Consider the following 15,164-nt stretch of genomic DNA (forward strand, 5'->3'; position numbering starts at 1 on the left):
AACTTTTGGTTCTTTTGGCTTCGCCGAACCACTCCGCTAGGTTTGTTTCAAGACAAAAGAACTAATTACTTTTAGCTTGACCCAAAAGAGGCTTATGTTTTGTCCAAAACCTAGTGATGTTTTGGGTAAAACTACGGCAGGTTTTTATAAAAACAAAAGCAAGATTTGCAATTCTTCTATTTATAAAGGTGTTACAAGAGCAATGGTCTTGCTATATCAAAGGGGCTTATTTCGGAGCTAGGAGAGCGTTTTTACAAGTAGATATTCCTTTATAAATAGAGAATTTAGTATGATTTTTACCCATTTTTTCAATATCTATTGGTTAAAGTTTACCTTAAATAAGGTATAAAAAGCTAACTTTGTCCCCCTTTTTTAACGAAAAATAGATATTGGTTTATGGATTTAAAGATTTTAGGTTGTTCTGCGTGGTTGTTTCTATCTTCAAATATGGCTTTTGCTCAGAGTAAAGCCTCTCCAAAAGATTCTGTGAAAACAGAGAAAGAGGAGACCAAGAAAAAAGAGGGCTTTGAGCCTTACGAAAAGCTATTGAAAGGAGCGGAAACAAAACAAGGGCTACTCAAAATACATAGAGTAAAGGATAAGATTTATTTTGAAATACCTAACGAGGTGCTAGGGAAAGACCTACTCATCGTAAATAAAATATCGTCTGTACCCGCTCCCATCAATAATGCTGGGATTAACAAGGGTATGAACTATGAGAATAAAATCATCAGATTTTATAAAGATACTACCAATAAAAAGGTGTGGGTAAAAACTTTTGACCCACAAATTACCGTTAATTCACAAGATAATATCTCGGCTTCGGTAAAGGACAATTACGGAGAATCCATAGTGGAAGGTTTTGAAATTAAAACTCTAGGAAAAGACTCCACAGCGGTAATTCAGGTAAATAATGTCTTTGACGGAAACGCCAAAAGTTTTAACAATCTGTTTGATAATATAGGTATGGGGGGAAGCGTAAGAACCAAAGATTCTTACATAGACGAGGTAAAGGCTTTTCCTAATAATGTGGTGGTAAAGTCTTATTTCAGTACCCAAATTTCAGAGGGGAAAACTTCTGCCGAAAAAGCAGATTTAACGGTGGGGACTACCACTAATATTGTGCTATTGCCAGAGCCTATGGTAGGGCGTTTTTCGGACGATAGAGTAGGGTATTTTACGACCCCCAAGATGTACTTTACGGACAGTCAGCAGAAGGTAGAACAGAGAGAACTCATTACCAGATGGCGACTAGAACCTAAAGCGGAAGACGAAGCAAAATACCTTAGAGGCGAGCTGGTAGAACCTAAAAAACCGATTGTCTATTACATAGACCCAGCTACACCGAAACAATGGCAACAAGCCATTATAGATGGAGTGCACGATTGGAATAAAGCATTTGAAAAGGCTGGGTTCAAAAATGTAATTTCAGCGAAATTGCCAGACCCTAACGATACAGAGTTTGATGTAGATGATGTTCGCTACTCCGTAATCACTTATGCAGCTTCTTCTATGGCGAATGCTATGGGACCATCGGTAGTAGACCCTAGAACGGGGGAAATATTGGAGTCTGATATTATATGGTGGCACAATGTGATGACTTTGCTCCAGTCTTGGATGAGAGTTCAAACAGGAATTATAGACCCACAGGTAAGAGAAAATAAATTCCCAGATGATAAAATGGCGAATGCTATTCGGTTCGTGTCCTCTCACGAGGTAGGGCATACCTTTGGGCTTAAACATAATATGGGGGCTTCGTTTGCGTTCCCAGTGGAGTCTTTGCGTTCGCCTGAATTTACGGAGAAAATGGGAGGTACAGCCCCTTCTATTATGGACTATGCTAGATTTAACTATGTAGCACAAGAGGGTGATGGTGTGAAACAAATCACTCCGAAAATAGGAGTTTATGATGAGTTTGCCATTAACTGGGGTTACCGTTGGACGGGTAAAAAGACGCCTCAAGAAGAATTGCCAATCACGCAAAAATGGATAGAGAAACATCAAGGAGACCCACTCTACTTCTACGGAGCACAGCAAGAGGAGACGGTAGACCCTCGCTCGCAAGCAGAAGATTTGGGCGATAATGCGATGAAAGCAGGGGAGTATGGCATCATCAATCTAAAGAAAACGCTACCAAACCTCATAGAATGGAGTACCAAAAATGGAGAAAACTACAACGAAGCGAAGTCTTTTTACAACCAAGTGATTAACCAATGGTATGTTTATAACAATCATGTGTTGGCTAATATTGGGGGGATTTACCTTAATCCTACCGTTAAGGGAGACCAGCAGAATTCTTATATACCTGTGCCATATGAAACACAAAAAGAGGCTTTGGCGTTTATAAAAAAACACATACTGACTTTGCCAGAATGGTTATTTTTATCTCCATTGAATCAAAAAATCCGTCCAGCCAAAAACACACCTAAAGGACTGGTGGATCAGTCGCCGTACAATGTATTTAGAGAGAAACAAGCCGCTATTTTGTACGGGCTTATGAATGATAATAAATTCCTAAGAATATTAGAATTTGAGTTTCTTAATCATCAAAAAGTGATGACGGTAGCTGAATTGTTCAACGATTTAAGAGAATTTATTTTTAGTAAATCAATTAAAAAACAGCCTTTGAACATCGCTGAAAGAATGACACAAAAAAATTACATAGATGCTCTCATTATAGATACGCAGAGAATGTACGAGAAAACTGAAAAGGGAATCTTTAGCCCAATGCCAATGATGTGCGATTATGCTTGTAGTCATACTCATTTGGATAAAGCAGGTGAGCAACATCTAGAGTTTTATTTTGATGGAATGAAGCGATTGTCGGAAGTGGGTTCTGCTAAAAGAGCGGAGCTGATAAAAGTACGAGCAATCATCTCAAAGGCAATGAACAAAGCCGATAATGATACGCAAAGTCATTATCAAGATATGATGGTAAGGCTAAATAAAGCATTGGGTAATAACTGAAATTGATAAAAACAAGAGATATGAAAACAAAATTACTATTAACTCTTTTGCCAGGGGTGTTCTTCGCACAGAATACCATAACCGATACGGTTCAAAATAAAGAGAGAAAGATAGAAGAAGTGGTTTTAACAGGTTTTCAAAAGATTGAAAAAAGTAAACTAACCTCTTCTGTAGGTGTAGTAAAAATGAAGGCTATTGAACAAAAAGCCACCGCCTCTGTGGATCAAATGCTACAAGGTAAAGTAGCAGGGGTAATGATTACACCAGCCTCTGGAGCACCTGGGCAGATAGCTCCTGTGCGTGTGAGAGGTACGGCATCGCTTTCGGGTTCTACAGACCCACTTTGGGTGGTGGACGGAATGCCTTTAGAAGGAAACCAAGCTCCTGCCTACAATGTGGGACAAGACATCAATGAGCTTAAAAACTATTCTATCGCAGGGTTCAACCCAGAAGATATAGAAGATATTACGGTGCTTAAAGATGCATCAGCAACCGCTATTTATGGTGCTAGGGCAGCCAATGGGGTTATTTTGGTAACTACTAAAAGTGGTAAAAAAGGAAGAATGAGCATCAATTTTTCATCAAATACTTTTGTGAGCTTAAGACCAGATTTCTCTAGACTTAATCTGATGAATGCCTCTCAAAAAGTAGATATGGAATTGATGATGGCAGAAAGAGCCGACCTAGACAATTATAGAAAAGATAATGGAGCGGTGTCTAGAATTTTAACGGCTAATAACGACTGGGTGTCTTTTAGAAATGGAGGCTTCTCGGCACTTAGTCCTCTTTCGCAAAAGCAAATCAATGAGCTTAGAAATACCAATACCAATTGGGGCAACTTGCTTTACAGAAATGTGGTTAATCAGCAACAAGCCGTGAGTATCACAGGTGGTTTAGATAATTACAGCTACTATGCTTCTTTTGGATATTACGACGAAAAATCTACCGTGATAGGTTCAGGATTTAATAGATTTAACCTTACCCTAAAAAATAATTATAAGGTAAGCGATAAGCTTAATTTAGGCTTATCTATATTCGGAACTTCCACTAAACAGACTTCGTTTTTGTCGGATTCGGGGAGCTACACCACGCCTACTTATTACTCCAGAACCGCTAATCCTTACTTAGCACCTAGAGATGCTAACGGAAATTATATCTACGATCGAGATATAAACTATGTGGAAAGCTTTTCGGGTAATGATACCAGAATTCCGTACAACTATATAGAGGAAAGAGAGAATACCAGATATTCATTAGCGAATAAATCGTTAAGAACCATTTTAGATGTTAATTATAAAATCATTAAAGGTTTAGAATACCGCTCTCAATTTGGATTATTGATAGGTACAGGCGAAACTGAACGCTACGCTTCGGCAGAAACTTACCTTATGAGAAGACGAATAGCGGAAAGTATCCAGTCGTCTACCAATACTTCGTTTTTACCAAATGGAGATTATTTCCAAAGAACCAACTCTAATGATTTTGAATATAATTTCAGAAATATACTAGAATACAGCCCTAGATTTGGCAATCACGATTTGAATGTATTGGCAGGGTCTGAAATCAGAAGAACCAGATACTACGATATGATGAGCCAAATGTATGGCTACAATCCAAGGACTAAAACATCGGTTCCTGTAAATTTACCAGATAGCCAAGCTACTTCGCCAATCTATATTCCTAATAGAGATACCGAAGTAGAAAACTCTTTCGCCTCTTTCTTTGGGACTTTATCATACACTTATGCTAAAAAATATACTTTCTTTGGTAGTGTGAGATATGACGGGACTAACTTCTTTGGTGCAGAAACCAACAAGAGATGGAACCCTATCTGGGCAGCTTCGGTGGCGTGGAATGTTAAGAATGAAAACTTCCTAAAAGACAACGCTACCATTAGTATGTTTAAGCTAAGAGGGTCGTATGGTCTTCAAGGAAATATTGATAGAGGTACTTCGCCTTATTTCAGAGGTACTTATGGTAACACTAGAATTTTAAATACTGCGGAAACTACCATAGTACACGATGGAGCTCCAAACCCACTTTTAAGATGGGAAAGAACAGCCACTAAAGATGTGGGATTAGACTTTGGATTGTGGAACAACCGAGTTAATTTCACTTTAGATTTATATGAGAGAAAGGGGACTGATATTATGGGAGTTAAAGAACTTCCGTTAGAAACAGGTTTCTCTTTGTCTAATGTCAATTGGGCAAGTCTAACGAATAGAGGTTTTGAATTTTCACTCATAACTAATAACATCAATACCGATAAATTCAAATGGACAACTACCTTCAATATTTCCGCGAATAGAAGTAATATTGATGAGGTAAATGATGGTAGATATACTTTCTTACCTTCGGGGAAAGGCTATCCTGTAAATGCAGTTTTCGGTATTAAAACGGCAGGTCTTGATGCTAATGGACTTCCGTTATTCTATGATAAGAGCGGAAATGTAGTGTCTGCTGTGGACTTCTACAAAATATCAGACCCTTGGGGAATAGGCTATGTGACGAGCGAATATTCTCAAGACCAAATGAAAAATTGGTTTAGTTATCTAGGAGACAGAGACCCTAAATACTTTGGAGGGATTACCAATACTTTCAATATAGGTAATTGGGATTTAAATATTGCGGCATCTTTCAACATCAAGCAAACGGTATTGGGTAGAGCTCCGTACAACTTTACGGCTATAGATAGAGGGCTTAATGCTTCTGCGGATATTCTAAATGCTTGGACGCCTAACAACACTTCATCTACTTTGCCAAGAATTATAGGGGCGGATACTGTACCTGGACAAGAGGTGGTTTATGGTTGGTTTGCTAATTGGGACCCAACAAATTCTTACAGCTATTTTGATTTATGGGCTAAAGAGATGAGCTTCATCAGAATCAATAATATAAGATTAGGGTACAACCTACCAGCGGACTTATTGAAAAGTGCAGGGATAAAATCTATGAGATTATCTTTGGAAGGAAGAAATTTATTGGTCTTCAGTAATGGGCACAAAAATTTCTTTGACCCAGAAACCTACGGTAACATCTATGCACAACCTATACAGAAAGCCCTCGTGTTTGGTCTTAATGTAGGGTTTTAATTTAACTTAATAATTTAATAAAAAATGAAATCAACAATAAAAACTTTATTCATCGCAACCTCACTATCTTTGGGTGTAGTTTCTTGCGAAAGATATTTAGATATAGTACCTACGGGGAAAGTAGTACCACAGACGGAGGAAGATTTTAGAGCTTTGCTTACGAGAGCGTATCAAATTTACCCTCAACACAAGGCATTACTCAATCTTAAATCTGATGAGGTAAAGGCAGCCAACTCTTCCGAATATTTAAAAGCGATATTCACTTGGGGAGAAGCGAATGCAACACCAGGTTCTACCGAAGTGCCTTACGCATCTTTGTACGAAACTATTTTCTACACCAATTATATTATAGAAAATGCTTATAAATATGTTGGTAAAAATGAAAATACCAACCAAATATTAGGAGAGGCTTATGCTTTGAGAGCTTATGTTTACTTTGAACTCATTGGGATTTATGCTCCAGCTTATAACGGAAGCAATGGTTCTACATTAGCCGTTCCTTTGGTAACGGAAGTTAATTTGGAAGGCAGTTTTCCTAAAGCTACTTTAGATGCGGTTTATAATCAAATATTTTCGGATATAGCCACTTCGGAACAGTTATTAAATCAAGATAAGTTTTCTGCTGGGCTTAATTACAGATTCACAACTACGGCTTTACACGCATTTAAAGCTAGAGTGTATCAGTACAGAAAAGATTGGGCTAATGCTTTAAAGGAAGCAAACCAAGCACTGGCTTTGAATTCTAACTTGGAGGATTTTAATAATTTCAGCGTTTTACCTAGCAGTTATACCTCTACGGAATCTATTATGAACCTTGATTTGCCAGTAGTGCCGAGTACCTACTCTTTCTCCAGAGCGAGTGATGAGCATATTGCTTTATTTGATAAAACTAATGACCTTCGTTTTTCTAAGTATTTTAAACAAAACGGAAGCAATTGGCAAACTTTAAAATATAATGCAGGTTCTAGTGCGTATAAATGTACATTCCGTGTGGCAGAAGTTCTTTTGATAAAGGCAGAAGCACAGGCGATGCTAGATAAAGTACCCGAGTCTAAAGCAACGCTTATTTCATTAGCTGAAAAAAGATACAACGCTGTGGGGTTGGCTAATTTTAAAAACAAAATAAACGGTTTGTCTGATACCGATTATTACACGGAATTACTTAATGAAAGAGCGAGAGAGCTTTCGTTTGAAGGTTTGCGTTGGCAAGATTTAAGACGAACCAATCAACCTGAAATTACACATATTTTTGGTGGCGAAACCTTTAAATTAGAGCAAGGCGATGCGAGATATACCGTTCCTTTCCCTAAGGAAGCAAGGTTGAAAAATCCAGAATTGTAATATCATAGTATAAAAGTCAAAAATAAAACAGGTCGTCCAAAAAAGATGACCTGTTTTTATTAAAATTAATTAGCTTGTATTTTTATAGGTAGATTAAATCCTACTCTTATGGGCTCTCCGTTTAAAGTTCCGGGTTTCCATTTGTTTTTAACCCTAGTAACACCATCTATGATTCTTTTATCAAATTCCTCAGAACCAGAGGAGTTTTCTATTCTAATATTGGATAAACTGCCATCTTTTTCCACCATAAATTTTACAAGTAATTCTACAGAACCATTAAAATGGAACCCTGATATATCAATACTTTGGAATATTTTTTTTCTAAATAGATTAATTCCTCCTTCATATTCTGCCCTTTTAAAAACAGAATCTATGGTATATCCATCAGTATATTTATCAAATAAATTATCAGGAATGATAGTGATGTAAGCAACTGCAGCTACTTCTTTATTATCCACAATAGCAGGTTTCCATTTATCCATATATTTTAAAACTTCTTTTGTGAGTTGAAAGGTACATTTATTTGCTTCTACATCATCTAGATTTTCAGGTTTTATATACTTAATGCTTCTGTCTGGATAAATTACAAGTTTCATTGTGTAAAACTCCTTTTTATTTTCACAAGGTGATAATTTATGTTCTAGTAGAATGCTATGGAAATCTTTATAAAATTCCTTTTCTCCTCCAACATAAAAATTTTGTCCATTAGGATATTCTTCATATACTACTATTTGGCTTCGTACGAATAGATAACTTAACAGAGCAACAATGGTAAGTAAATTTTTTGTTTTCATAATGCTTTTAAATCAAATAGTGATGTTGTTTTTAGTAATTTAATTAGCACTTAAGTAATTTCTCCATTTCTCTACCGCCTGTTGCATATCTTGTGGCATTGGGCTTTCAAAATACATTTCTTTTTTTGTGGTAGGGTGGGTAAAACCTAAGGTATGAGCGTGTAAGGCGTGTCTAGGCAAAACTTCAAACACATTTTTTACAAACTGTTTGTATTTTGGTAGGTTAATCCCTCTCAAAATTTGATGCCCCTCGTAGCGTTCATCATTAAACAAAGTATGCCCAATATGCCTGAAATGAGCCCTTATTTGGTGGGTTCTGCCTGTTTCTAGTTTGCATTCCACCCAAGTCATATATCTAAAGCGTTCTAAAACTTTGTAGTGGGTAACGGCGTGTTTTCCTAGACTGCCGTCTTCATAAACAGCCATTTGCATTCTGTTCTTTAAATCACGACCGATGTGTCCCTTAATAGTGCCAGTGTCTTCCGCTAAATTGCCCCATACAAACGCCCAGTAAAGCCTTTTGGTAGTCCTCTCAAAGAATTGTTTGGCGAGAAAACTCATCGCATACTCATTTTTAGCAATTACTAAAAGTCCAGAAGTGTCTTTATCAATACGATGAACTAAACCTACACGGTCTAAATCGGTTTTGAGACCGTTTTTCTCAAAGTGATAGGCTAAGGCATTTACCAATGTGCCGTCCCAATTTCCGAAACCAGGGTGTACTACCATTCCTGCCTCTTTATCCACAACTAATAAGTCATCATCTTCGTAAACGATGTTGATAGGAATATCTTGAGGTACAATTACATTTTCTCTAGGAGGGTGGGTAAGGAGTACCGAGACTTTATCACCAGGTTTTACTCTATAATTTTGCTTTACAGGAGTACCATTTACAACTACATTTCCGGCTCTACAAGTTTGAGAGATTTTGTTTCTTGATGAATTTTGTCTAAATATGAGTAAATACTTATCAATCCTTAAAGGCTCTTGGTTCTTATCTACTACTAAGTTGAGATGTTCGTAGAGTTCTTCGGTCTCATCTATATCTTGTTGAGGCTTTTGTAGATGTTCTTCTTCAAAATCTGTATAGTCTTCCATTATCATATCATAAACGAAGGCTTTAGCATATTGCCAAAGCCTTTTGTGTTTTTATTGTAAAGTTATTCTATCACTACTTTTTTAACCTTTGGTTTCTCCTCTACTGGTTTGGGAGTAGGTTTAGGCTCTGGCTTTTTTTGTTCCGTTGGTTTTGGTTTAGCCGTTTCAGGTTTTGGAGTAGGTTTTACTTCTGTTTTTACCTCGGGTTTTGGTTTGGGCTGAGGAGTAGGCTCTGGTCTTACAGGCTCAGGCTCGTAGGTAATATCTTCCCCAAAATCAGGTGTGGTTACAGGAGCTATCCTTACTCTATACATTTGGTCTAAAGCGTTGATTTTACTTTGCATTTCGGCTAAAGTTTTCTTACTTGCCCAAATGTCTATTTGCATACCTTGGTCTCTAAGGCTTCCCGGTGCAGGGTCTTGGTAATAGACAATATCGCTGTCGTCGCTTTTTCCGTCTTCATATTCTGCTAATCCTAGAGTAAAATAATTTTGCTCTATAATCATTTTAGCTTGTTTTACCGTCATTCCCACTACATTGGGTATGGCGATATTTCTTCTAGGACCACTACCAATGATTAAATCAATTGTAGAAAATCTAGGCAATAAAGTACCTGGAGCTAAGGTGGTACCGTTGTATCTCATTCCTATAACAGCATCTGGCTGAATGCTAGGTTCGTAGATGGTATCTCCTACTTTTAGTCCGATTCTTTCTAATTGAGTGAATACGGTGTTTTTGTATCGGTTAAGAACATCAGGTACAGTTACTTTAGCCCAAGTTCTAGGATTTACTCTTAGCCGAATAGCTCTACTTTCCTTCACTCTAGAACCTGGGGAAGGGTAGATTTGTAATACCTGAAAAGATTTGTATTTTGGGTCGTATTTTCCGCTGTCTATTTCGTATTCAAGTCCTGCATCATCTAGTGCTTTTATGGCTTCGTGCATACTCATATTTACGACATTGGGTACAGGGATTTCTTTACCGTGATTGGTGTGTAGTTCTAGCCAACGGAAGGTAAGCCATACTAACCCTACCAACACGCCTATTGCTGCAACAGCATTAAGACCTACTTTCCAATGGAAAAGTGATTTAAACATAATTCTATAATTAAAACTTTTGAGCAAAGATAATATTTTCTCATCAACAACGGCTAAAAAACAAGGTTATTTTCGTGGTTGAGTTATGCTTATATTTAGGTTTAGAGGTTAGATGTAAATAATCTCAGTTCCTAATACATTAAAGTCTAATTGTTCCAAAGCTATTTTGTATGCTAATATTTGGTTTTGATGTTTATCGTTAGGAGCTCCTGTTTTAAAATCTAAAATGTAATAGCCACCGTTTTTCTTTACCACTCTATCTGGGCGAAAAATATCTCCATTTAGCATAAAATCTCTTTCGTTGTAAACTTCTTCAATATCTTCAAAATAAAAGGAATAGGAGTGATGCTCCACTACCGAAAGAATGGTTTTTTCTATCTCTGCTTTTTCTTGTTTGGTTATAATGCCGTCTATCAGATAGCTGGATAGGACGGGTGTAATGTCGTTTTTAGTCTTGATTTTGGACAGAATTTCGTGAGTGAAAATCCCTGTACGCACCTTTTCGTTTCGTTCTTGATAGGTTTTAGAAGGCGTTGCGATTTGGATATTGCTAGAAATACAAGTGTTAGGTATAATTTCTACACTTTGTTTGTTGATTTCGGTTGGTTTTTTCTTACGATTTTGTTTTTGATAAGAATTGTTTTCTTCTGGATAAAGGTCAAACTGCTGCTCGGAAGCGTTAAACTGCTGTACAAAGTCCAATATTTCTAGTTTGTTTTCTCCTGACTGACTAGGCTTTTGGAGATATAGGAAAAGTTGCTCCACAGGTCTGGTCGTGGCAACATATTGCACGCAATAGCGGTCGATTTTATTTTTATAGGTGTTTTCGTCTGAAAATGATTTCAAAGTATCGTCATACACCAAAAGTTCCTTTTTAAACTGACTAAGATTAACCGATTTTAAATTTTCTAAATCTACCGATAGCCAATCATTAAAAGAACTATCTTTATGGCTGTTTTTCATTGGGAGGAATACCACAGGGTACTCTAAACCTTTGGTAGCGTGTATGGTCATCATTTTGATGGCATCTATGTTTTCGGAGGATTGTATGGATTTTTCCGAGGCTTCTTCGTCCCAGTATTTAATAAAATCTTTTAAAGTTTTTCCTGGATTTTGGGTAAAGGCATAGACTTCCTCTAAGAAGTTTAGTATGAAATCGGTCTCTTGTTGAGGTACAGCAAATTGTTTTACCAAATACTCTATCCTATTATAAAGATTGAGATGTAGGTAGTGCTGATGATTAAGTTTAATGCCGTATCGTTTATTTAATTCTTCCAAAATCGTATCGGAAGTTTTGAGTTCAAGAAGGTTTGTCATTTCTTCGGAGAACAAATTTATGTTAATTCTTCCTAAACTATTGAGGTGATACAAAGCTCTCATAAGGCTGTCGTAATTAGAAGTATCGTTTTCCCATTTCAGGTATTCTATGGTTGCCAAAAGGGTTTTGGATAAATCTAAACTTAAGCCTTTTTCGGAAATGGTTTTAATGTAGGTTTCAGTATTTTTATAATTGACTTTTAGTAATCCTAGTCTTTGAGATAGCTGTTTTATTTCTCCTTTTGTTCGGCACATAATACAAATGTCCGAGAATTGGAAACCGTTGTTTAGGCAAGTTTTAATATCTTCAAACATTTGGTTGGCTACCTCGTCAAAGAAAACTTCATCTTTTCGGTCGTATTCTACTAGATTTACTCTTACTCGCCCTAGTAGACCTTCTCTTTTAGCTATTTGTTGCCCTTGTTCTGCAAAAAGGTGTCTGTGTTCTTCCTGTTCCAAATCTTTTGCCATAAAGGCATAAAGTTCATTATTAAAACGAACAATATTTTGGGCACTTCTCCAGTTATTTTCAAGATTTTCAAGGTTGATGTTTACACCCGTCGCTTCTTTACCATTGATGATGTCTAGCATCTGCTCTGCATCACCACCTCTAAATCTGTAGATACTTTGTTTAGGGTCGCCTACGAGGGTAAAGCTGTGGTCTTCGGAGCTGATGGTGTGGTCTCTAAGTGGGATAATATTTTCCCATTGTAGTTTGGAAGTGTCTTGGAATTCATCAAAAAAATAATGCTGATATCTAGTGCCTATTTTCTCATAAATAAAAGCCGAAGGCTCCTCTCGTAAATTTTCTTTGATTAGAATATTAAATTTGGAAAGAAGTACTAAATCGTCTTCGTTTTCTATGATTTCCAATTGCTCACGGATTTCTTTATTGATTTTGAGTGGTAGCAATTCTTTAAGAATTTTGGCTTTCTTTTCCGAAGTTACATAGTTTGTGATGATGATTGCTCTCCATTCTATAAGGGTATCTAAAATGGAAAATATAGCATTTATAATGGTGTTGTCCTTAGATGCTGTACCTTTTCGGAAGCGTTCTAAAGCTTTTTCTTCATCAGACGGAAAGGGGAATTTATCTCTCTGCCCAGTATAAAACTTTAGAGCTTCTTCAAAAAACTTTCCTAGCCCAGAACTCGCTCCACCTTGGAAATCTTTAATTTCTAAATTATTTTCGCTAATGAGTGCTAAAGCCTTTTTGGCATATTGCAAAGCCTCGTTGTGGTGTTGTGTGAGTTGCGTTCTAAGTTTTAGTTTCAGATTGTCATACGCTTCCCAATCAAAGGTTTCATTTTTTTGTAATTCTTCGTAGTGTACATCATTTACGAAGGTTTTGGCTCGGTCGTACAGTGTTTTATTTACATTGATTCGTTCCTCATTTTCTAGGTTGTAATTAACGAAATCCATAAACGCTTCCGAAACTTTTGGGTCTTCTCCTATTTTATCTAATAGTTGGTCAACTGCTTCTATGAGGTAGGGCTCGTTATTGATTTCTAGGTTGAAATTCTGTGCCAATCCCAATTCGTAGGAAAAACTCCTTACCAGTTTTGCATTAAATTTATCTATTGTCCCAATGTTTAAAATAGAATAGTGATGCAGAATATAATCCAAAACCTTTTTAGAACGGTAGTGAAGGTCTTCAATGGTGAGTTTTATCCCTTGTGTCTCTAGGTAAGATTGTATTGCCTTTAGCTCGTTGTTTTGTAAATAATCCTCTTTGGTAAACGCTTCTAGCCATTGCAAGATACGCTCTTTCATTTCGTTGGCGGCTTTGTTGGTAAAGGTAAGAGCGAGAATGTAGCGTATGGCTTTTTCGTCTGGTGTTCTAAGGCACAGAGATAGTATTCTGATAACGAGGGTATAGGTTTTTCCCGAACCTGCCGAAGCACTTATAGCGTTGTATGGATGCATATATTTGTATATTGTATTTCTTGTATGAATCGCAATTTAAACAATAATTTTTCTATAATGAAATTTTTTTCTTTGGTCTCAAAAACTTTCCTAATTTTACGCCTTCAATTCAAATGAAATAAATAATGGAATTTTTAGAAGTATTTTCATCAGCCGATGCTTGGATAGCTCTCTTAACGCTGACCTTTTTAGAAATAGTATTGGGGATAGATAACATTGTTTTCATCTCCATAGTGTCCAATAAAATAGAGCCCAAAGACCAGAAAAAAGCAAGAAATATAGGGTTGCTTTTGGCAATGGTATTTAGGGTAGTATTGTTATTCGGTATCAAATGGGTAGTGAGTCTTAATAATGAGTTGTTTGGAGTGCATCTATCTTGGTTTCACGGTAGCGTTACGGGGCAGAGTTTAATTATATTTATTGGAGGGTTGTTTTTGCTTTACAAATCCGTTTCCGAAATTCACCATAAACTAGAAGGGGAGGAAGAGCTTAAAGTGTCCAATTCTAAGAAAACATCTTTAGGTTCTGCTATTGCACAGATAGCTGCACTCAACCTGGTATTCTCTTTCGATAGTATCCTTACGGCGGTAGGTTTGGTAAGTTTTAATCAGTACGGAGAGGCAGGAGCATTGGCGATTATGATTTTGGCGGTGGTGATTTCTGTGGTGATTATGATGGCGTTTGCAGGACCAGTAAGTAATTTTGTTAATCAGCACCCAACCATTCAGATTTTGGGGCTTTCGTTCCTTATTTTGATAGGGGTAATGTTACTCGCTGAAGCCTCTCATTTAGGGCATTTCTCTTTGTTTGACCAAGAGGTGGGCGTAATTCCTAAAGGATATTTATACTTTGCGATTTTCTTCTCGTTGGCGGTAGAATTCATCAATATGAAGCTTCGTAAAAAAGGTAAACCAGTGGAACTGCACAACTCCGAAAAAATAGACCAATTGTAATTTTTTATGTGGGTGTATCCTTTGTCTAGGTTTAGTTTCTTCGTTAGGTCGGTCTTCAGCAGTCGTCATAATAATACCTAGATAGTTTTGTTAGTGGCAATGTATACAGACACAAAATAGACTTAAGAACACTAAGGAAATGAAATATCAAATTACAGATAAATTTAGCCGCATCGGACTGCACGATTCCCATTTTTCAAATATTTCATTCGACAAGGACAGCATTGCTATAAACATTGATTGGGGATTTCTAGAAAACTTTGAAGAGGAAAAAATCAGAGAAGCGATAGTGTTTGACGAAGCGGAATTATATTTTAGTGGCATTAAATCACAGACATTTAAAAAAATCACTAATGATAACTCAATTCAAATTGATTTTCCCAATTCTTTATGTGAAGACAATTGGTTAATTATGACAAATGAGTGCATTGACAATATCAACGAATTTTCAATGGTTATAACTATGACAAACTATGAACAATACATTGAATGGATTATAAACTTCGAGTCTGGACAGCTCACATGGGACAAATTCATTCTGCATAAAAATTGGCTGAATGGACAAGAAAAACTTTAACG

General features: G+C 36.8%; 9 protein-coding genes. 5 read left to right on the forward strand and 4 right to left on the reverse strand.

Annotated elements, in window-relative coordinates:
- Positions 1-396 precede the first annotated feature (396 nt).
- Genes D1003_RS08510 through D1003_RS08520 form a run of 3 tightly spaced genes read left to right on the forward strand, consistent with a single transcriptional unit; the run spans position 397 to position 7,400 of the window.
- Entirely contained in the window at positions 397-2,967 is a 2,571-nt protein-coding gene (locus D1003_RS08510; protein ID WP_153936460.1) for a zinc-dependent metalloprotease, read from the forward strand.
- Between the two features lie 20 nt (positions 2,968-2,987).
- A complete protein-coding gene (locus D1003_RS08515; protein ID WP_153936461.1) occupies positions 2,988-6,059 on the forward strand; it encodes a SusC/RagA family TonB-linked outer membrane protein in 3,072 nt (1,023 codons plus the stop codon).
- A gap of 24 nt (positions 6,060-6,083) precedes the next feature.
- The gene (locus tag D1003_RS08520) at positions 6,084-7,400 is read left to right on the forward strand and encodes a RagB/SusD family nutrient uptake outer membrane protein (protein WP_153936462.1); all 1,317 of its coding nucleotides are present in this window, start codon (positions 6,084-6,086) and stop codon (positions 7,398-7,400) included.
- Between the two features lie 65 nt (positions 7,401-7,465).
- On the opposite strand, the gene D1003_RS08525 is transcribed toward D1003_RS08520, so the two are convergent.
- The 4 genes from D1003_RS08525 to D1003_RS08540 form a co-directional block, all read right to left on the reverse strand.
- The gene (locus tag D1003_RS08525) at positions 7,466-8,194 is read right to left on the reverse strand and encodes an energy transducer TonB (protein WP_153936463.1); all 729 of its coding nucleotides are present in this window, start codon (positions 8,192-8,194) and stop codon (positions 7,466-7,468) included.
- A 39-nt stretch (positions 8,195-8,233) separates the two neighbouring features.
- Positions 8,234-9,292: an RluA family pseudouridine synthase gene (locus tag D1003_RS08530; RefSeq protein ID WP_004919730.1), complete on the reverse strand. Its 1,059-nt coding sequence runs from the start codon at positions 9,290-9,292 to the stop codon at positions 8,234-8,236.
- 62 nt (positions 9,293-9,354) lie between these two features.
- The gene (locus tag D1003_RS08535) at positions 9,355-10,389 is read right to left on the reverse strand and encodes a PASTA domain-containing protein (RefSeq protein ID WP_153936464.1); all 1,035 of its coding nucleotides are present in this window, start codon (positions 10,387-10,389) and stop codon (positions 9,355-9,357) included.
- 108 nt (positions 10,390-10,497) lie between these two features.
- Positions 10,498-13,632 carry an exodeoxyribonuclease V subunit beta gene (locus D1003_RS08540; protein ID WP_153936465.1) on the reverse strand — a complete coding sequence of 1,045 codons (3,135 nt, stop codon included), beginning with the start codon at positions 13,630-13,632 and terminating at the stop codon, positions 10,498-10,500.
- Between the two features lie 125 nt (positions 13,633-13,757).
- On the opposite strand from D1003_RS08540, the gene D1003_RS08545 reads away from it, so the two are divergent.
- Together D1003_RS08545 and D1003_RS08550 are read left to right on the forward strand one after the other, a co-directional pair.
- A complete protein-coding gene (locus D1003_RS08545) occupies positions 13,758-14,585 on the forward strand; it encodes a TerC family protein (protein WP_052910200.1) in 828 nt (275 codons plus the stop codon).
- A gap of 139 nt (positions 14,586-14,724) precedes the next feature.
- Positions 14,725-15,162 carry a hypothetical protein gene (locus D1003_RS08550; RefSeq protein WP_153936466.1) on the forward strand — a complete coding sequence of 146 codons (438 nt, stop codon included), beginning with the start codon at positions 14,725-14,727 and terminating at the stop codon, positions 15,160-15,162.
- Positions 15,163-15,164: the final 2 nt, after the last annotated feature.

The organism is Riemerella anatipestifer, from assembly GCF_009663465.1.
Classification (GTDB): Bacteria; Bacteroidota; Bacteroidia; order Flavobacteriales; family Weeksellaceae; genus Riemerella; species Riemerella anatipestifer_C.

Bases quoted from the DNA above. Each gene is read 5' to 3' on its own strand.
- D1003_RS08510 (WP_153936460.1), top strand. From the start codon at position 397: ATGGATTTAAAGATTTTAGGTTGTTCTGCGTGGTTGTTTCTATCTTCA.
- D1003_RS08515 (WP_153936461.1), top strand. From the start codon at position 2,988: ATGAAAACAAAATTACTATTAACTCTTTTGCCAGGGGTGTTCTTCGCA.
- D1003_RS08520 (WP_153936462.1), top strand. From the start codon at position 6,084: ATGAAATCAACAATAAAAACTTTATTCATCGCAACCTCACTATCTTTG.
- D1003_RS08525 (WP_153936463.1), bottom strand. From the start codon at position 8,194: ATGAAAACAAAAAATTTACTTACCATTGTTGCTCTGTTAAGTTATCTA.
- D1003_RS08530 (WP_004919730.1), bottom strand. From the start codon at position 9,292: ATGGAAGACTATACAGATTTTGAAGAAGAACATCTACAAAAGCCTCAA.
- D1003_RS08535 (WP_153936464.1), bottom strand. From the start codon at position 10,389: ATGTTTAAATCACTTTTCCATTGGAAAGTAGGTCTTAATGCTGTTGCA.
- D1003_RS08540 (WP_153936465.1), bottom strand. From the start codon at position 13,632: ATGCATCCATACAACGCTATAAGTGCTTCGGCAGGTTCGGGAAAAACC.
- D1003_RS08545 (WP_052910200.1), top strand. From the start codon at position 13,758: ATGGAATTTTTAGAAGTATTTTCATCAGCCGATGCTTGGATAGCTCTC.
- D1003_RS08550 (WP_153936466.1), top strand. From the start codon at position 14,725: ATGAAATATCAAATTACAGATAAATTTAGCCGCATCGGACTGCACGAT.